Genomic DNA, 19,074 nt, shown 5'->3' on the forward strand with positions numbered 1-19,074 from the left:
TTGTCAGATCGGTCCCGTCCAGTGAAACTAGGTCCCGCCATGCGAAACCTCACCGCCCGAGGAGCACCCCATGCGACAGGACCGACCTCAGCTCACTCGCCGCCTGCTCCTGGGGAGTGCGGCCGCCATCCCGGCCGCGGCTGCGTTCCCCGCAGCAGCTTCCGCAGTCCCATCAGGCGGAACTAGTGACCGCGGGGCAAAAGACATTTCTGCCGAGCTGCTCGATCAGTGGGCTGAGGCGGGCGGGACGCATCCGCTGATCCCGGACATCTCCCACGCCGGTTATCGCGGCGGCGAGAGCCCACGCCGCCCTCGCGTCGTCGCACGCGTCACCGACTTCGGCGCGCTTCCCGGCCTTGCGACCGACTCCGCCGCAGCATTCAACGCCGCCGTCCGGTACGCCGGTGAGCGCGGCGGCGGCACTGTCGCCGTACCGCGGGGCACCTATCGCCTCGACTCGCCGATCTGGATCCACTGGTCGAATGTCGTGCTCAAGGGATCGGGCTCCGACGACACGATCCTGCACTTCACCAAGCCCTTGGACGAGTCGTATCGGCCCAATCTGCAGCCGAGTCTGCAGAGTCGCTGGTCGTGGACCGGTGGGCAGATCTGGGTGATCGCGCCCGAGCGGAAGGCCAAGTCGGAGGCGGAGGACTTCGCCGCGTCGGAGGGTTGGCTGCTCGGCGACACGCTGGCTTCAGTCGGGTCGGCGTCGCGGGGTCAACGGACGCTGCTCGTGTCCGACACGAGTCGCCTTGCCGCGGGCGACCTCGTAGTACTGGAGACAGACAATCCTGCTGATGCCGGCGTACTGCGGCACGTAGCGGGCGATGTCGCCGGGACCAGCGCCTATGACTGGGCAGTGAAGGCGCCGCAGCTGACGACTGGATCTGGTGGGCAGTACATCCAGTACGCGACGCTGCAGTGGCCGGTCCGGATCGAAGCAGTGCTGGGGGACCGCCTGGTGAGGTTGGCCCAGCCGCTGCGCTACGACCTGCGACCGAGCTGGCCGTCGCGGATCAGGGCGCTCGGCCCGACCGTGCATGACGTCGGCGTGGAGTCGCTGACGATCCGCAACGAGCTGCGCCCGATGACGATCCACAATCGGCACCCCGGATCGAACGGCCTTTGTTTCCAGGCGGTTCACGACTGCTGGGCCGACGATGTGCGGGTCGAGAACTGCGACCTTGGCTTCGGCTTCACCACCACGAAGGCAGTCACCCTCACCGACGTCGCCGTCGGCGGCCGCTCGGCCCATCACAGCTTCGCCTGCCGAATGCAGTCCCACGACAACCTCGTCGACGGCTTCACCATCGAGGAGTTCAAAGTTCCCCTCCCCAACGGCTCTCTCCACCACGGCCTCAACCTGGAAGGCCTGTCAGCCGGCAACGTCTGGCGCCGCGGCACGATGGCCGAAGGCACCTTCGACACCCATCGAGCCATGCCGTTCGAGAACGCCCGTACCGACATCACGTTGACCAACAACGGCCGCGTCGGTGGCTCGGCAGCCTCGGGCCCTCTCTTCGGTGCCCGCATCGCGCATTGGAACGTCCGTATAACCACCGGTGTTCCCTACGCGATCGACCTGGCCGACGTAGCTCCGCGCAGCATCACCGTCGGCCTCCAAGGGCTCGCTTCAGCCGGCAGCGGTCTCCCCCGAGACTTCCCCGGCGACCTCGAGAACGGCACCTTTCAGCTGGCATCCCGTCCATCGATCACCGACCTGTACTCCGCCCAGCGGCGGCGTTAGCGTCTGCGCTGTAGCCCTCGAAGAGCGCTGAGATCTGGTCGAGCGAAGGGACCGCTTCGGCCAGCAGGACCGCGGTCTGCTCGAAGGCGAACAGGAAGCCCTGGATCTCGCCGGGGGAGAGCAGCGCGGTATCGGCCAGGAGGGACAGCTTGATGCGTTCGGCTGTCCCTCTGGTGTCCAGGAACAGAGCCATTCCCTCGGTGTCCGACTTCTGCGGCCAGTCGAACGACGAGGCCCGGCTCAGTCGCTCGAGCTCGGCCGGCGACGAGTCCGCGCGACCGGATGGGCGCGGCAAGGTCGACCACATGTCGTTGAACTGACAGCCCGGCTCGGGCTCGACGCCTCGGCGGGCCGCCTCGACCCTGAAGACCTCGGCGGCGGCGCGGGCGTCGTACCGGCTGTGGCGCCGTGCGGCAGCGGTCACCGACTCGGACTGGCGGAGGAGCTCCTCGAAGGATTCGCTGGTCAGCCCGATGGCGGTGCGCACGGCCTGGTTCAGGCTGCTGACGCTATGCATCGACTCGACCGACCCGCGATTGCCCTGCATGAGGTCGACGCCGACGACCGGCCCGGGCGCGAAACAGCGAACCAGGGCGGTACTGATCGACAACAGCACGACAGAAGTCGTCGTACGGTGCCGGCGGGCTGCGGCGCGGACTGCGACCGGGATCGACTCCGATTCCAGTTCGCCACGGAAGTACCGGGGTGAGGCAGGCTCATGGCGCGCGGGCAGCGGCGTTGCCGGGATCAGCCGCAGTTGCTCGCGCAGATGACCCAACGCCTCCACATTGAGCAGTTGGCCCTCCGGCGAGTTCTCGACGGCAGCCAGGTCCGCCGGCTGCAAAGCAGGCCTGACTGCCGGTACTACGGCGCCATCGGCGCGGGCCTGGAGCAAGGCGGCCAGATCGGCTGAGATCACATCCGCACTGGTGTAGTCGGCTGACAGATGCGAGATTCCGAAGACGACGAGCACCGGAATCCCTTGGTGCATGGCGACATAGAACCGCACCGGTACTTCGGTGGCGTGGTCGAAGTTCTCCGCCTCGGCCCGGACCAGGCAGTCCGCCACGATGGTGGAGAACTCGACCGGATCATCGGCCGGCCGGTCGAACACCGTGATGGAGACCGAACCCGTGGCGAGCACCTCCTGCTGGGCGTCACCACGCTCGGTCGCGTGGTACAGCGTGCGAAGCGACTCGTGCCGGTTCATCAGTTCGCCGAGGACGGCCTGTACGTCGGGCAGGCCGAGCAGCAGCGGGATCGACTGCCACCGGGTGACGACGAAGAACGGCTTGTCCTGGAGCAGCCAGTCGCGCATGACGTCCCAGCTGCTCTGTTGGCCCCAGGCCAGCGGGGCGACGCGGGACCGGCCGCCGAAGAACTCGACCTGGGCGGTGTTCTCGGTGATCACGATTTGCTCGTCTCCAAGGGGTCAGCGGGCACGGGCAGCGCCAGGGCGGTCCGGTCGAACAGCACCCCGCGCAGGCAGAAGGTCGTATAGGTGAGTCCGGCGGTCCAGCTCGCCACCACCGCCCACATGACGGCGTCGATCCCGAACGGCCCGTTCAGGAAGTAGGCGAACGGGAGCTGGACGCAGACGAAGGCGATCACCGTGCAGATCAGCGGCGCCGTGGTCCGGCGGGAGCCGTTGAGGTAGCCGTGGGCAACGACCATCACGGTGTATAGGATCAGGAACGGGTAGATGATCAGCAGGTAACGCTCGGTCAGCTCCCGGGCGGCGACGTCGTCGGTGAACACTCCGGCGATCGGTGCCCGGGCCAGCAGCACCACCGCGGAGACGGCCAGGGAGATCCCGATGGTGAGGGCGATCGTCTGCAGCAGCCCTTGGCGGGCCCGGGCCCGGTGTTCGCCGCCCAGGTTCTGCGCGACGAACGCGGTGACCCCACCGGAGAAGTCGAGGAAGACCATCGCAGTGAACAGCTCGATCCGGGACACCACCGTGAACGCGGCCAGCACCACTTCGCCGTACCCCTGGATGATCCAGACCAGGATCATGATGCCGAGGGCAAGGATGATGTGCTGGCTGGCGAGCGGGAACCCGAGCCGGACGGCGTCGACGAGCTCCCGCCGTACGGCGGGCCGCCCATCGCCGGGCGCCAACGGATATCGCCTGGCCGCATAGGCGAGCCCCGCGACCAGCGCCGCCGTACTGGCCACCACAGTCGCCAGCGCGGCTCCTCTGATCCCCATCTGCAGCGGGGACACGAACCACCAGACGAGCACGATGTTGAGCACGCTGCCGAAGCCCGCGACCCACATCGCCGAGCGCGAGTCGCCCAGGCCACGGAAGTACGCGCTGACCGCCGCGCCGCCGAAGATCGCCGGGAAACCGATCGACAGCGTGCCGATGAAGGTGGCACAAGCGTCGGCCAGCTCGCCGTGGATGCCCATCAACCCCAATACCGGCCGGGCCAGCACGGTCGCCAGGATGATGCAGCCGACCGACCAGACCACGGTGACCAGGACCAGCGACAGCACCACCCCACGCCGCTCACCGTCCTGCTGGGCCCCTCGCAGGTGGGCCAGCCGGATGGTGAAGGCGGTGCCGAGACCGATGAACATCGCGTTCAGCAGGTAGAACAGCGGCCCGGACGCGCCGACCGCGGCGAGGCCCTCGATCCCGACGTACCGGCCCACCACGATGCTGTCGATCAGAACATAGCTCTGCCCGACCAGGTTGGCCGCGGTCAGCGGGAGCGCGAAGCCCACGATCCGCCGCAGCGGTGGGCCGGTCGTCAGGTCGGACATCAGGCCACTTCCGCCTCGAACTCGATCAGCGACTCCAGGTGGTAGGCGATCTCCGCGATCGTCCGGTCCGCCAGCAGATCGGCGATCTCGTACTGCACGCCGTGGACGACGGCGAGGTTGCTCGCCACCGACGCGGCCATGATCGAGTCGCCGCCGAGGTCGAAGAAGTCCGCCTCGACGTCGAGGGACGGGTAGCCGAACGCGAAGGCCAGGCACTGCGCGACGGTCCGCTCGACCTCGGTGTACTCGCCGTCCGGCCGGCCCTCCATTTCGACCTCGACCGCGGCGACGTTGCCCTTGATCTTGTCCGCGGCTTGCCGCAGCCGCTCGTCCAGCGCGAGCAGCTCCAGCTCGACCTTCGCCTCGATGTCGGCCGACAGCCGGACGTCGTACGACTTCAGCAGATGGATCAGTTCGCCGCGGTAGTGCAACTCACCGGCGAACAGCCGCGACCGGCCCGAACGCAGCCCGCCGTCCAGGATGTCCAGCCCGACCGCGGTCGGCAGTGCCTTGAACATGGTGTCGCCGTTGGTGCCGTGGTCGACGGCCATCCCGATCTCCTTCCAGGCGACCCAGTCGAGCGCGATCACCCGGCAGGACCCACCAGCCTGAGCCCGGGCGAGGTTGTCGAGGTAGTAGTTGCCGGCCGCGTAGTCGGCCTGGCCGGGAGCGGGGAAGACCGAGGCCACCGACGAGAAGTGCACGATGAAGTCGGGGCGGTCGTCCTTGGTCAGCAGGTCGAGCATGAAGGCGGCCTGCAGCTTGACCCGGACCACGGCGTCGAAGTCCTCGGGCTGACGGAACATCACCGTGCTGCCACCGGGCAGTCCGGCCGCGTGCACGATCCCGTCGATCCGGCCGTACTCGCCCTGGATCCACCCGACGGCATCGGCCAGTGATTTCGGATCGCCGGCATCGGCGGCCCGGACGACCACGGTCGCCCCCAGTTCTTCCAGCTCCTGTACTGCGCGGATCCGACCGGCCAGAGCGTCGCCGGAGGCCAGCAACTCGGTCCAGTCCTCCTTGCCAGGCAGGCCGGAGCGGCTCAGGAGTACCAGCCGCAGGTCGGGTTGCGCGACGGCGAACGACTTCGCAACGGCCATCCCGAGCGCGCCGGTTCCGCCGGTGATCAGGTACGTGCCGCCGGGCTTCAGATAGTCCTGGGGGCCATCGGCAACGAGCTCCGGTACCTCGACGAACACTTCGTGCAGCCGCTGGTCGCCACGGAGCAGGAAGACTCCGTGGTCGGCGGCGAACACCTCGGCCCGCAGAGCCGTGGGTGGTACGGCCAGGTCGATGTCGAGGTGCTTGACCTTGATGTACGGATACTCCCGGCTGATCACCTTGCCGAAGCCGACCAGCGCGGAGTTCTCGGTGACGACGTCGGCGTCACCATCCGCGGCAGCGACGGCGTACTGGGTGAGTACGGTCAGCTCGACCTTCACCCCGGCTGCCATCAGCGCCTTGGACAGCAGGAAGAGGCTGCCGAGGTTCTTGCTGGTCCGGCGCTCGACCTCGTCGATCCCCGTAGCCGCGGTGGACTCGAAGGCCAGAGCGTGGACGACGTGGGTGACCTCCTCGTCGCTGATCAGCTGGGCGAGTTGTTCGAAGGCCTTCGCATTGTCCGCGGCGAACAGTTCACCGCCGGGCCGTACAGGCTCGCAGAGGCGGATCACCTTGGCCTCGCCGAGCTGGGCGGCTGCCAGGATCTCCTCGGCGTCGGTATCGGGGTCGATCAGGACGACGGCCTTCGTACCGGTCGGAACGGCCGCGATCGGCAGTGCCGGCGCCGGCTGGAACTCGATGTCGTGCGTGACCGGGTGACGGACCTCGGTGCTCGTCAGCGACAGCTGCGAACGCCAGGTGTCCGGGAACTCAACCCAGGCAACGGATTCGTCGAAGGCGTAGCCCGGCAGCCGGACCACTCGGGGCTGACGCTCACTGCTGAGCGCTTTCCAGTCGACAGCCTGACCGCCCAGGTAGGCCTGAGCTTGCGCGGCGAGTGGGCTGTCCGGCGCGATCGGATCCGGCTTGGGCAGTTGCCTGCGCAGGTCGGCGACGTCCTTGACCACCATCGCGATCCGCAGCCGGTGCGAGCTGCGCGAGACCTGGCTGGTGTAGCAGACATCGGCGATGTCCACGCCGTCCAGACCGCCACCATCGATGAACCGGACGTACCGCTCCACCAGGCGGGTCACCGAGGCGACCGTCGCCCCGCTGAGAGTGAACAGGAACTCGCCTTCGATGGAGGCCGGCCGCTGAGCCGCGTCGAAGTGCTCCTCGACGACGACGTGCGCGTTGGTGCCGCCGAGGCCGAAGGCGCTGACACCTGCTCGGCGCGGTCCGTCCGGCGACTCCCACGGCTGCAGGCCGGTGGAGACGTAGAGGGGGCCGGCGGCGAAGTCGAGCTTCGGGTTCGGGTTGTGGAAGTTCGCCTGCGGCGGGATCTGCTGGTTCCGCAGGACGGCGACGGCTTTGATCAGGCCGATCACGCCGGAACCCTCGAAGAGGTGGCCGACGTTCGCCTTGACCGTGCCGACCGCGCAGAAGTTCTTGTCGGTGGTGTGTTTGGCGAAGGCGCGCTTCATCCCCTCGTGCTCGATCGGGTCGCCGACGCGCGTCGCCGTACCGTGGGCCTCCAGGTAGCCGATGCTGCGGGGATCGACGTCGGCGTTGCGCCACGCGCGGATCAGCAGGTCGGCCTGCGAGTCCGAGTCCGGGTTGGTGATGCCCTCGGTGTTGCCGTCGTGGTTGACCGCGCTCCCCTTGATCACGGCGTAGATCTGGTCGCCGTCGGCAACGGCCTGGTCCACTCGCTTCAGCACGACCGCGCCCGAGCCCTCGCCGAAGCCGGTACCGTCGGCGGCCTCGTCGAACGTCCGGGTGACGCCGTCGGACGACTCGATCCCGATGTTGGAGTGCGGGTGCTTGACCGGGGCGAAGACGATCCGGGCGCCGCCGACGACGGCCATCTCGCAGTCGCCGGCCAGCAGCGCGTTCTTGGCCTGGTGGACGGCGACCAAGGTGGCCGAGCAGGCGGTGTCCACGACCAGGCTGGGACCGCGCAGGTCGAGGAAGTGCGACAGCCGGTTGGCCAGCATGGTCGGGATGTTGCCGGTGATCGCCTGCTGGCCGACCGACGGGTCGATCCGGCAGATGTAGTCCAGGTACGTCGAACCCGGGTTGACCGCGAAGCCGACGAAGACCCCGGTACTCGTACCGCGCAGCCGGTCGATCGAGTAGCCGGCGTCCTCGAAGGCGAGGAACATCGCCCGCAGCACCATCCGGTGGTGCGGGTCGGTCAGCGTGGCCTGTCGCGGGTTCATCCCGAACACCGAGTAGTCGAAGGTGTCGACGGTGTCCAGGAAGCTGCCGTTGTGGTACTCGATCTCGGTGTCCTCGACCGGGTCGACGCTGGTCGCGCGCAGGTAGCGGATGTACTCGCGCAGCTTCTCCCGCCGTTCGACCGGGAACGGCCGGGTCAGGCTGGTCCCGGAGCTGATGAGCTGCCAGAAGGCGTCGAGATCCTGGGCCCCTGGTACATCCACGGACAGGCCGACGATCGCGATGTCGGTGTTCACGGTCTGGGTCATGGTCGCCGATCTCCTCAGTTGATCCTGGTCAGCAGCGAGCTCAACGTCTGGCCGTTGACCTCGTCGAACTGCGTCACGCCCTGGGCCCGCAACGTGGTGATCGCCTTGACCCACTCGACCGGCGCGGACAGCTGCCGCCCGAGTAGTTCGGCGCCCTCCGCCGGGTCGAACAGCTCGCCGGTCACGCCCGAGACCACCGGGGTCTTGGCCGGGCCGAACTCCACCGCGGCCAGTACTTCGCGGAACTCCCGCTCGGCCGGCGCCATCAGCGGGGTGTGGAACGGTCCACTGACGTTGATCGGGATCACCCGCGCGCCGGGGATCGCCGAGATCGCCTTGCCCGCAACGGCGATCTCGGCGCGGTCACCGGCGATCGTGGTCTGGACGTCGGCGTTCAGGTTCGCGATGAACACCTTGCCCAGACCCGTCTCGGTCAGCGCGCGCCGTACGAACGACACCGGAAGCCCTTGTACTGCGGACATCCCGCCGCCAGTGATCGCGGACATCACCTCGGCCCGTCGCTTCACCAACCGCAACCCGTCGGCCAGCTCGAGCACGCCGGCGGCGACCAGCGCGTTGTACTCGCCGAGGCTGTGGCCGGCGAAGTACTGGTATCCGCCTGGCTCGTCGGCGATCCGCTCCACCCCGAGCAGGGCGTTGACGAAGAAGACAGCCGGTTGCACGTACCGGGTGTCGCGCAGCCGGCGGTCCGGATCCCGTAGACACAGCTCCTCGATCGAGTAGCCGAGGATCTGGTCCGCGAGCGCGGTCTCGGTGGGGAACTCATCGAACAGCTCGGCGCCCATCCCCTTCTTCTGGACACCCTGACCGGGAAAAAGCAGACAACGCATGGCGGTGCTCCTTATCGGACTCGACGCGAGAACTGCTGGACGGACTCGAAACGAAGGGTGCGGGCGTCGGCGCCCAGGCACTCGCGGGTGAAGCGGCGGGCGGCGGCGCCTGGACCGCAGTCGACCACCAGCTCCGCCTTGGCATCGCTGATCGCATGTCTGGCGGCTGTTTCCCAGTGGATCGGCCGGACGAACACCTGCTCCAGGTACTCGTCCACCAGGTCGGTGGACTCCTGCAGGTTGCGCGGCGCATCGGTCGCGTAGACGGGGATGGCCAGGTCATCGGGGCTCGGTAGCGGGCCGATGAAGTCCAGGTCCTCGTCGCGGACCTGCTGGATGGCGGGACCCAGTTGGTCACTGTGGAAGGGGATCGTGTTCGGCAGGAACGCCCACTGCGCTTGAGAGTCCGCGAAGTCCGCGAAGTACAGGTCGAGGAGGTCGGCGGAGGTGCCGCTCAGGACCTGCGCCGTGGGGGTGTTCGCCAGGCTCACCGAGATCGGCTGCCGGGCCGCATCGGCGTTGTAGCCGGCGACGAGTTGCTCCAGGTCTGCTCGCGACAAGCCGGTGACGGACGCCATCGGGCTCGGAGTACGGGCCTTGCTGCTGGTGGCCAGGTAGCGGTCGACGGCAGCCTGGTCGGGCTGTCCGGTCGCAGTGAGTTGACGGGCTCGAAGCAGGCTCAGCAGGACCAGCTTCAGCGAACTCGAGGCGACGGCGAGGAACTGGTCCAGCCGGCGGATTCGGAGCCCGGCGATCACCGCTGCCTGCAGGCCGATGCTGTGGCCCAGCGCCGCGACCACACTCGGGTCGGCGCCACACTCGGTCGGCTGCAGCCGGCAGACCTGGTAGGCGTGTACGAGAATTCCCGCCAGGACGGATTCGGACCAATCGGTCTCGGATAATTCACGAGCTGGTTCAAGCCATTGTTTCAATGGTAATCCGGCGGGCAGGAAAGCGGATACCAAGTCGGCGCCAGCGTATTCCAGCGTCTCGTCGACGGTGCTGAATACGCGCTGGAAATACGCCTGGTTCGCCGGGTGCGTGAACAACTCCCGGAGGGCGGGGATCAGGCCGGCCTGGTGGCCGCCGAGCCCGTCGAAAAGCAGCAGGGTACGCATGTTGGCCTCACCGGAAATGGGCAGCACACAGCGAATCCGCGGCGGCGGCCGGGCGGGCAACAGCCTTGGACTGAAGGGATGGAGCGCGAGGTCAGCTCAAGCGGTCAAGCCGCGGGCGACCGATCGGAGGGTGGATTGATGGGCAGGCCTGTCTACTCGGGGCAGGGCCGGCTCGAGCGACTGTGATCAAACCGGCGAGCAGGTAGAAGCCGCGCGCATTCCCCACAAATTGCGCACTTCTGACCGCAACAGATTGATGTGCCGACGAAGTCTCTTCCACCAAAGAAGTACATCGCCGGAGATACGAGCAGGACTCTAACAGCCACTCCGGCCGGAATCCAGTAATTCCTGACTCTTAGCGCGCAGATGAACGCAAGGTGTCAAATCAGCCCCGTGATATGACCGCCGTGTTACTTGCCAGCACGGCGGCTTCCCGCAGTACAGGGGCTATTCCGCCCGCACCTTCACGATCGGGTGCGGGCGGAAGGACTCAGGCCGCGTCGAGAGTGGCGACCTGGTCGGGGGTGAGGGTCAGGTCGATCGCGGAGTACGAGTCGCGGATGGTCTCCGGGCGGCTGGAACCGGGGATCGGGATGACGACCGGGGACTTGGCGAGCATCCAGGCGAGGGTCAGCTTCTGCGGGCTGACGCCCAGTTCCGCGGCCAGGGTGTGGAAGGCGGGGTGCTTGTCGCCGAGGCCGGGGGCGTTGGAGATGCCGCCGAGCGGGGACCACGGCAGGAACGCGATGCCGAGTTCGTCGCAGAGGTCCAGCTCGGGTTCGCTGGAGCGGAAGGCCGGTGAGAACTGGTTCTGGACCGAGACGAGCCGGCCGCCGAGGATCTCGTTGGCCTGGCGGATCTGGGCCGGGTTCGCGTTGGAGATACCGGCCTGCCGGATCTTGCCCGCGTCGAGGAGATCGCGGATCGCGCCGATCGAGTCCTCGTACGGCGTCTTCGGGTCCGGCCGGTGGAACTGGTAGAGCCCGATCGCGTCCACCCCGAGCCGCTTGAGCGAGTCCTCGGCGGCCTGCTTCAGGTGCTTGGGCGAACCGTCCAGCGTCCACGCGCCGTCACCCGGGCGCAGGTGCCCGCCCTTGGTCGCGACGAGCACCCCGGACGTGTCACCGCCGTACGAGCTGAGCGCCTTCGCGATCAGCGTCTCGTTGTGTCCGACATCAGACGAGTCGAGGTGATAGGCGTCGGCGGTGTCGATCAGCGTGACGCCGGCGTCGAGCGCGGCGTGGATGGTGGCGATCGACCGGCTCTCGTCGTCCGGTCGTCCTTCGATCGACAGCGGCATCCCGCCGAGGCCGATCGCACTGACCTGGACATCGCCGATCCTGCGGGTGGTGGGGGTATCAGAAGTCATACCCCCAACCTCCCGCAGGCCGACTCATCTTTCAAACAGTAGATACCACTGAGAGTCAGTAGCTGGCCTGCTGAATCGTCAGAAGGCGCAGGATGGGCTCATGCAGACTGATGACCGAATCCGCCGCGCCCGGCCGGCCGACGTACCGGCGATCGTCGACCTCGTCCACGGCCTCGCGGAGTATGAGCGAGCGTCGGAGGAATGCCACCTGACGGCCGACCAGCTGACGACGGCCCTCTTCGGTAGTACGTCCGCCGTCTTCTGCCATGTCGCCCTGGCCGACGAGGAGATCGTCGGCTGCGCGATCTGGTTCCTCAGCTTCTCCACCTGGCGCGGAGTCCACGGCATCTACCTCGAAGACCTCTTCGTCCGCCCCAGCCAACGCGGTTCAGGTCTGGGTAAAGCCCTCCTGACCGCCCTGGCGCAGGAGTGCGTCACCAACGACTACGAACGCCTCGAGTGGTCGGTCCTCGACTGGAACACCCCCGCCATCGACTTCTACAAGTCCCTCGGCGCCACCCCCCAGACCGAATGGCCCACCTACCGCCTCACCGACGAGGCCCTCGCCAAGGTCGCCTTCGCGCCGCTCGACGGCTGAGCGAGAATGGCGGGGTGGAACTGAAACCCCTGTTGATCACTCGTGTCTGCAATGCGTCGGTCTGGCCTGTTCTGGTGGGTGTGATCGTGATCGCGTTGCGAGACGACTTACCGCTGGTGGCGGTGATCGCGGGGGCGGTCGTGTGCGTGGCGGCTGCTGTCTACCTGGCATTTCTGGGGTGGCGGCTGGGGGTCGTCTGTGATGGTGAGGGGATCGAGGTCCACGGGCTGCTGCGCAGCCGGCGGATCCCGCGGGATGCGATCGTCGCGATCACCAACTTCCCGGCGGTCCGCTGGAAGACGGTGGACGGGAAGTCGCACTGGACGCCGATCTTCGCCTTCGCCAACCCCGGCCGGGTCGTCCCGTTCGTCGAGCGCCACAACGAGGCCGCGATCTCGATCCTGCAGAACTGGCTGGCGGACAAGCGTCCCGAGCCGCCGAAGAAGAAGCGGCGTCAGCGGCCGACTCGCTAGCCGTGGGTCGCCAGCGCCAGCGCCAGCATCAACGTCAGCGGCTGGCGCGGTAGGCGCGTTTTGCTTCGTACATGGCGTTGTCGGCGGTGCGGAGGAGTTCGTCGAGGTCGGCGGCGTACGGGCTGACGACGGCGAGGCCGATGCTGGCCGTGACCGGTACGTCGATGCCTTCGAGTGGCTGGCTGATGGACTCGTCGATCCGGCGCATCAGCATGTCCAGGTCGTCACCGTCGATGTCCTCGGCCAGTACTGCGAACTCGTCGCCGCCCAGCCGGGCCACCGTGTCGCCGTGCCTGACCTCCGTCAGCAGCCGGTCGGCGATCTCGCGGAGCGCCTTGTCGCCGGCCTCGTGACCGTACTCGTCGTTCACCTGCTTGAAGTGGTTCAGGTCGCAGAACAGCAGCACCCCACGCCGCCCGGTCTGCCGCGACCGCTGCAGCGCCGCGTTGAACCGATGCTGGAGCAGCCGCCGATTCGGCAGCCCGGTCAGGGGGTCGTGTGCCGCGTGGTGCCGCAGCTCGCGCTCCTCGTCCTTGCGCGCCGTCACATCGTCGATCTGGATCAGGATGATCCGCGGCTGGTCCTTGCCCTGGTTGACGATGGCCGCCGTCCCGCCCAGCCAGATGTCGTTCCCGTCGGTACGCCGGAAGGTGCGCTCGAACCGGTACGGTCCGCGCCCGGTGGCGAGCTGCTCGATCTCCCGCTTGGTCTGGCCCGTGTTCTCGTCGCGCAGGTAGTCGACGAAGGTGGTGCCGACCAGCTGCGCCGGGGTGTAGCCGGTGATGTGGCAGAAGGCGTCGTTGACGCGCAGGATGCGGCCTGCCTCCGGCCCGTCGAAGGCGATCGTCGCCATCCCGTTGCCGGCGCCCTCGAAGACCAGCCGGAAGGTCGTCTCGCTCGCTTCCAGCCGGGCCTTCTCGGCGAGCAACTGGTCGGTCAGCCGGGCCTTGTCGATCGCCAGGCCGGCCTGGGTCGCGAAGATCTCCAGCAGTTCACGGTGGATCTGGCCGGGCCGGCGCTGGTCCTCGGGCAGGTCGACCGAGAGCATCCCGACCAGCTCGCCGTCGGAGGAGTGCAGTGGCGCGAACAGCGCGTCCAGCGGATGCCACGCGTCGGCCCCTGAGGGAACCGGGATCTCGGGCACCCAGCCGACGATCTCGCCGCCCTCGGGCAGCCGCTCGTGCGGAACGAATCGCAGCCCGCCCCACTTGTCCGCGATCGCGAACTCGGCGTCGAAGATGTCCGCGGCGCTGATCGTGCCGAGCAGCGCCTCCCTGGCCTCCGGCGATCCGGCCACGGCGATCACCTCGAACTTGCCGTCGGCCTGGCGCAGGTTCAGCACGGCGATACCGAAACCGAGGCCGTCCACGACGCCGTCGACGACCGTCTGCAGGGTTTCGGCCAGGCTTCGCCCGGCACCCATCCGGGCGCTCACCTCGTACAGACGGCGGACGGCCGTCATCCGGACAGTGGGCTCGTTGTGCACGGTGCGATCTCTCCGGCATCACGGCGTTGGCGGCCTCACGGGACCCCGCCGTGGTGAGGGCCCTCTTACAGGGTGACAGACCGGCCGCAGCGGAAGCCGTTCTCCAGCGCGACACGGGCGACCCATTATGCCGGACGGGAGCCGACCGCCTGCAGTCAGTGACGAGAATACGCCTACTGACACGTACCGTCGTGAATCAAACGTTGGTACTGCGCGGCGGCCGGGACTACCCGGTTCAGTACCTGAGCTCCGTCAAGGATCGGTACGACGTCTGCGCCGACTCCCACTCGTCGGTGGGGGCGTCGTGTTCGACGAGCCACTGCTGGACGCCCCCGGACTCCGCCTCGGCGAAGATCGCGGCGAAGTCGAGCGTGCCGGTGCCGACGTCCGCGAACGAGCCGTCCGTGGCCATGTCCTTGACGTGCAGGGCGGGGAACCGGCCGGGGTGACCGCGGAAGTAGTCGATCGGGTCCTTGCCGCCGTTGACCACCCAATAGAGATCGAGCTCGAAGCCGAGCAGGTCGGCCTCGACCTCGTCGAGCAGGATGTCGAACAGCACCCGCCCGTCGACCTCGTCGAAGTCGTGCCCGTGGTTGTGGAAGAGGAGCTTCAACCCCTCCTTCTTGGCCAGCTGTCCCGCGGTGTTGAACGCGGCGGCAGCTTCACGGAACCCGTCAGGCGTCCGCAGCTCGACCGGCAGCGACGGTACGACGATCCATTGGCCGCCGAGCGTCTGGACGTCCGCGAGCGCGCTCTCCCAGTTGTCGGTCAGCCGGGGATAGCCGACGTGCTCCAGCACGATCTTCAGGCCGGCGGCGTCGGCGTACGAGCGGATCTCTTCAGTCGAGTGCCCGAACCGGCCGCTCACGCCGACGGTCTGGTAGCCGATCTCGGCGAGTCGCTGGAGGGTGCCCGGGTAGTCCGCGGTCAGCGCCTCGCGCATCGTGTAGAGGTGCATGCCGATGCCGTCGGTGGGAATGGTCCGGTTGCTCATGGGGAGATGGCTCCTTCGAGTACTGGATTCGGTTAGGCGACGTGCTCGAGATAGCGCGCCAGGGCGAGGTCGAAGACCTCCTGGCCGGGCGCGTCCCACAGTTGCTGGTTGAAGATCTCGACCTCGACCGGGCCGGTGTATCCCGCGGCGTCACAGGCCTCGCGCAACCGGCGCAGCTCGATCGCGCCGTCGCCCATCATGCCGCGGCCGAGCAGGTTGTCGGCCGGCAACGGCGTGGTCCAGTCGCTCACCTGGTACGAGCAGATCCGGTCGCCGGCGCGCTCGATCTGCTGGTAGACCTCGGCATCCCACCACAGGTGGTAGGCGTCGACGATCACGCCGACCTGCTCCACCGGGAACTGCTCGGCGAGGTCGAGCGCGCCGCTGAGCGACGAGACGACGCAGCGATCGGAGCAGAACATCGGGTGCAGGGCCTCGACCGCGAGGCGGACGCCGCGCTCACCGGCGTACGGCGCCAGCTCGGCGAGGCCGTCGCGGATCATCCCGCGGGCGCCGTCGAGGTCGCGCGAACCGGGTGGCAGGCCACCGCTGACGAGCACCAGCACGTCGGTACCGAGGGTGGCCGCCTCGTCGATCGCGCGGCGGTTGTCCTCGATCTTCGCCTGGCGCTCGGCCGCGTCGGTGGCGGTGAAGAATCCGCTTCTGCACAAGGAGGAAACGCGCAGGCCGGCATCGGCGACGAGCTTCGCCGACCGCTCGACGCCGTACTCCTGGATCGGCTCGCGCCACAGGCCGATCCATTCCAGCTCGGCTTTGGCGCTGGCGGCAACTACTTCCTCCAGCGGCCAGTACTTCGTCGTTGCCTGGTTGAGGCTGTAGCGGTTCATGCGTCGATCCCGCCGACTGTCAGAAGCTTGCGGAAGCGGTCGACTGCCAGCTCGGGTGACGTCAGTACGCCGGCCGCGTCGGCCAGGCGGAACGTGTCGGCCAAGTGTGGCAGTGAACGGCCGGTCTGCAGGCCGCCGACCATGCCGAAGCCGGGCTGGTGGCCGTTCAGCCAAGCCAGGAAGGCGATTCCGGTCTTGTAGTAGTACGTCGGCGCCGAGAAGATCTGCCGCGCCAGTGGCACGGTCGGCGCGAAGATCTCCTCGTACTTCGTCAGCTCGCCGTCGTCGAGCGCCTTCAACGCGGCCGCGGCGGCGGGTGCGATCGCGGCGAAGATCCCGAGCAGCGCATCGCTGTAGTGCTCGTCGTCGCCGCGGATCAGCTCCGGGTAGTTGAAGTCGTCGCCGGTGTAGAGCCGGACGCCCGCAGGGAGGCGCTTGCGCAGGGCAATCTCTTTGCTTGCGTCCAGCAACGAGATCTTGATGCCGTCGACCTGCGCGGTGTTCTCGTTGATCAGGTCGACGACCACATCGGCGGCGGTATCGAGCGAGTCGCTGCCCCAGTAGCCGTCCAGCGCCGGGTCGAACATCGAGCCGAGCCAGTGCAGGATGACCGGCCGGGACGACTGGCTGAGCAGCCGGTCGTACACCTTGCGGTAGTCATCGGGCGAGTTCGCCGCCGCGCACAAGGCCCGGCTCGCCATCAGGATCGGCTGAGCACCAACCTCCTCAGCCAACGCAAGCTGCTCCTCATAGGCAGCGATCACCACCTCCAACGGATGCACCCCGGGCGAAAGCTGGTCTGTGCCCACCCCAACCGCAATCCGCTTCTCCGTAGCAACGGTGTGAGTCGGGGCCTCGCGTGCGGATCGCCTGATCAGCTCCTGCGTGGCGGGCCAGTCCAACCCCATGCCGCGTTGGGCTGTGTCCATTGCTTCGGCTACCGACAGGCCCAGCGACCACAGGTGTCGGCGGAAGCCGAGTGTGTGGTCCCAGTCGATGGCCGCGGGCGCGCCTGGTGAGTTGTCCGCGAGCGGGTCCGAGACCACATGCGCGGCGGCGAAGGCCAACCGGCTGCGCGCGGGCTCATAGGTGCCGGCGGCAACCGGCGTACCGGTGAGCTGGTAGGTCTCCAGCCCGCCATCCAGAGGTAGTCGAAGGGACAGGCTCATGCCCGCGCCTCGATGTCGAGGGCCGGGACCTCCAGTTTGCGACCTTCGCGCCACGACTGCAGGCCGAGCTCCGCGAGCTGGACGCCCTTGGCGCCCTCGACGAAGTCCCAGGTAAACGGCGCGTCGTCGACGATGTGCCGCAGGAACATCTCCCACTGCACCTTGAAGCCGTTGTCGAAGACCTCGTTGTCCGGCACCTCGGACCACTGGTCGCGGAACGAGTACGCGGCCGGGAGGTCGGGGTTCCAAACGGGCTTCGGCGTCGCGGAGCGGTGCTGGGCGTGACAATTGCGTAGGCCGGCGACCGCGCTGCCCTCGGTCCCGTCGACCTGGAACTCGACCAGCTCGTCGCGGAACACGCGCGTCGTCCAGGACGAGTTCAGCTGCGCGATGATGCCGCCCTCGAGCTCGAAGACGCCGTACGCCGCGTCCTCGGCCGTCGCCTTGTAGGGCTGCCCCTGCTCGTCGTACCGGGTCGGGATGTGGGTGGCGCCCTGGCAGTACACCGACTTCACCGGGGCGAAGATCTGGTCGAGCACGTACCGCCAGTGGCAGAACATGTCGACGACGATGCCGCCGCCCTCCTCGGTCTTGTAGTTCCAGGCCGGCCGCTGCGCCTCCTGCCAGTCACCCTCGAAGACCCAGTAGCCGAACTCGCCGCGGACCGAGAGGATCTCGCCGAAGAAGCCGCCGTCGACGAGCCGCTTCAGCTTGCGCAGGCCGGGCAGCGACAACTTGTCCTGGACGACGCCGTTCTTCAGCCCGGAGTCGCGGACCAGCCGGGCCAGGTCGACGGCCGCTTCGAGACCCTCGGCGATCGGCTTCTCGCAGTAGATCGCCTTACCGGCCTCGACCGCGGCGCGAACGCCCTTCTCGCGGAGCTGGGTGAGCTGGGAGTCGAAGTAGATCTCGACGTCCGGCTCGGCCAGCGCCTCGGACAGGTCGGTGGTCCAGCGGCTCAGACCGTACTTGTCGGCGATGTTCTTCAGCTTGAGCTCATTGCGGCCGACCAGGATCGGCTCGGGGATGATCATCGACCCGTCCGCGGCCGGGATCCCACCCTGCTCGCGGATCGCCACGATGGAGCGCTCCAGGTGCTGGCGCAGGCCCATCCGGCCGGTGACGCCGTTCATCACGATGCCGACGTGTCGATCGTTCACTGTGCTACCTCTCTTCGGCGCAGCAGTTGCGCAGGGTGTGGGGCGGGGCTCACGGGCGTTCACCTACGTCGTAGACGTCCAGGCGGCCGCACATGCCGTGGCGGCCGTGCTCGGTGGGTGCGGGGAGTTCGTGCAGCTCTGCGGTTTGCAGATGCGGGGCCTTGCCCGCCTCCAGCGCCTCCAGGGCAGCGCCGGTTTCGTCCGCCAGCCGGCGGGCGCCCTCTTCCCAGCGTTTGCGCCAGTCGGCGAGTTGGGGCTGGACGATGCGGATGGCGGATTCGTAGAACGCGTCGAGGGCTGCCGGGCCGTCGGCGGCGTACGCGTCACGTAGTACGGCGAAGCCTTCGAGAGCGAGGTTGCGGCGAGTCATCGCGGACGGCGTGCGGGCTTCGCCTTCGCCGGTGAGGGTGGTCGCCTTCAGGTAGGTCTCGCGGTCGATCAGGTGCTCGGGCGGCAGGGTGAGGACGGCGTCGCCTGCCTCGGGGAGGCCGGAGTTCGACATCAGGGTGAGGATCTGGAGCTCACCGCCGTTGATCAGCCGGTGGATCGTGCCGGGGTCGAACCAGACCACCGTGCCCGCCTGCAGCGGGGTCTCGGTGAAGCCCTTCGGGTTGAGGGTCTGGACCGCGCCGGAGCCGGCGATCACGTAGTACCCCTCGGAGCAGGCGAGGTGGACGTGCGGCGTACCGCCGACGAGTCCGTCGGGGGCCTCGATGTCGTACACCGTCAGCCGCGAGATGCCGATACCGCCGGGCAGCGCCGCGGCCGGGCCGAACTCGCACATGTCGCCTCCCTCGCACGAGCCTTGGAAAGGGCTTTCCAAGGCTCGTGATCGCAACCTTAGGTGGGCGGTCACGGCGAGTCAACCTGTCGCGAAAGTCGGTGGAAAGCGATTG

The 19,074-nt window shown here is 68.0% G+C and carries 15 protein-coding genes; 3 read left to right on the top strand and 12 right to left on the bottom strand.

All coding sequences use genetic code 11. The features are described 5' to 3' along the window. Positions 1-70: 70 nt before the first annotated feature. On the top strand, positions 71-1,750 hold the full coding sequence (locus tag G3I17_RS27415) for a glycosyl hydrolase family 28-related protein (protein ID WP_164600493.1): 1,680 nt from the start codon (positions 71-73) through the stop codon (positions 1,748-1,750). Here the strand turns inward: G3I17_RS27415 and G3I17_RS27420 are convergent. The 6 genes from G3I17_RS27420 to G3I17_RS27445 all read right to left on the bottom strand — a co-directional run bounded on the left by G3I17_RS27420 (position 1,716) and on the right by G3I17_RS27445 (position 11,450). Further along, a complete protein-coding gene (locus tag G3I17_RS27420) occupies positions 1,716-3,161 on the bottom strand; it encodes a condensation domain-containing protein (RefSeq protein WP_164600494.1) in 1,446 nt (481 codons plus the stop codon). The two genes, G3I17_RS27415 and G3I17_RS27420, sit on opposite strands and share 35 nt — an antisense overlap. Further along, complete coding sequence (locus G3I17_RS27425; protein WP_164600495.1) at positions 3,158-4,519, bottom strand: MATE family efflux transporter; 1,362 nt, start codon at positions 4,517-4,519, stop codon at positions 3,158-3,160. The genes G3I17_RS27420 and G3I17_RS27425 overlap by 4 nt, the downstream gene beginning before the upstream one ends. Beyond that, complete coding sequence (locus G3I17_RS27430; protein ID WP_164600496.1) at positions 4,519-8,112, bottom strand: SDR family NAD(P)-dependent oxidoreductase; 3,594 nt, start codon at positions 8,110-8,112, stop codon at positions 4,519-4,521. Before G3I17_RS27430 ends, G3I17_RS27425 begins: the two co-directional genes overlap by 1 nt. A gap of 14 nt (positions 8,113-8,126) precedes the next feature. Next, positions 8,127-8,963 (bottom strand): ACP S-malonyltransferase, encoded by an 837-nt coding sequence (locus G3I17_RS27435; RefSeq protein WP_164600497.1) that lies wholly within the window; start codon positions 8,961-8,963, stop codon positions 8,127-8,129. An 11-nt stretch (positions 8,964-8,974) separates the two neighbouring features. After that, positions 8,975-10,081, bottom strand: a complete 1,107-nt coding sequence (locus G3I17_RS27440) for an ACP S-malonyltransferase (RefSeq protein WP_164600498.1) — start codon at positions 10,079-10,081, stop codon at positions 8,975-8,977. A gap of 490 nt (positions 10,082-10,571) precedes the next feature. Then, positions 10,572-11,450 (bottom strand): aldo/keto reductase, encoded by an 879-nt coding sequence (locus G3I17_RS27445; RefSeq protein ID WP_164600499.1) that lies wholly within the window; start codon positions 11,448-11,450, stop codon positions 10,572-10,574. A gap of 100 nt (positions 11,451-11,550) precedes the next feature. On the opposite strand from G3I17_RS27445, the gene G3I17_RS27450 reads away from it, so the two are divergent. Then, entirely contained in the window at positions 11,551-12,048 is a 498-nt protein-coding gene (locus tag G3I17_RS27450) for a GNAT family N-acetyltransferase (protein WP_164600500.1), read from the top strand. Between the two features lie 74 nt (positions 12,049-12,122). Beyond that, a complete protein-coding gene (locus G3I17_RS27455; protein ID WP_203590831.1) occupies positions 12,123-12,521 on the top strand; it encodes a PH domain-containing protein in 399 nt (132 codons plus the stop codon). A gap of 34 nt (positions 12,522-12,555) precedes the next feature. Here G3I17_RS27455 and G3I17_RS27460 read toward each other — a convergent pair whose 3' ends face one another. The 6 genes from G3I17_RS27460 to G3I17_RS27485 all read right to left on the bottom strand — a co-directional run bounded on the left by G3I17_RS27460 (position 12,556) and on the right by G3I17_RS27485 (position 18,962). Next, entirely contained in the window at positions 12,556-14,007 is a 1,452-nt protein-coding gene (locus tag G3I17_RS27460) for a diguanylate cyclase (RefSeq protein ID WP_203590832.1), read from the bottom strand. A gap of 235 nt (positions 14,008-14,242) precedes the next feature. Next, the gene (locus G3I17_RS27465; protein ID WP_164600503.1) at positions 14,243-15,001 is read right to left on the bottom strand and encodes a sugar phosphate isomerase/epimerase; all 759 of its coding nucleotides are present in this window, start codon (positions 14,999-15,001) and stop codon (positions 14,243-14,245) included. 32 nt (positions 15,002-15,033) lie between these two features. Continuing rightward, the gene (locus G3I17_RS27470; RefSeq protein WP_164600504.1) at positions 15,034-15,849 is read right to left on the bottom strand and encodes a sugar phosphate isomerase/epimerase family protein; all 816 of its coding nucleotides are present in this window, start codon (positions 15,847-15,849) and stop codon (positions 15,034-15,036) included. Next, positions 15,846-17,012 (bottom strand): dihydrodipicolinate synthase family protein, encoded by a 1,167-nt coding sequence (locus G3I17_RS27475; RefSeq protein WP_239062972.1) that lies wholly within the window; start codon positions 17,010-17,012, stop codon positions 15,846-15,848. The genes G3I17_RS27470 and G3I17_RS27475 overlap by 4 nt, the downstream gene beginning before the upstream one ends. Positions 17,013-17,014: 2 nt before the next feature. Next, positions 17,015-18,178 carry a Gfo/Idh/MocA family oxidoreductase gene (locus G3I17_RS27480; RefSeq protein WP_164600506.1) on the bottom strand — a complete coding sequence of 388 codons (1,164 nt, stop codon included), beginning with the start codon at positions 18,176-18,178 and terminating at the stop codon, positions 17,015-17,017. A 49-nt stretch (positions 18,179-18,227) separates the two neighbouring features. Then, entirely contained in the window at positions 18,228-18,962 is a 735-nt protein-coding gene (locus tag G3I17_RS27485) for a cupin domain-containing protein (protein ID WP_164600507.1), read from the bottom strand. Positions 18,963-19,074: the final 112 nt, after the last annotated feature.

The sequence above is a fragment of the Streptomyces sp. SID13031 genome, from assembly GCF_010548305.1.
Classification (GTDB): domain Bacteria; phylum Actinomycetota; class Actinomycetes; order Propionibacteriales; family Kribbellaceae; genus Kribbella.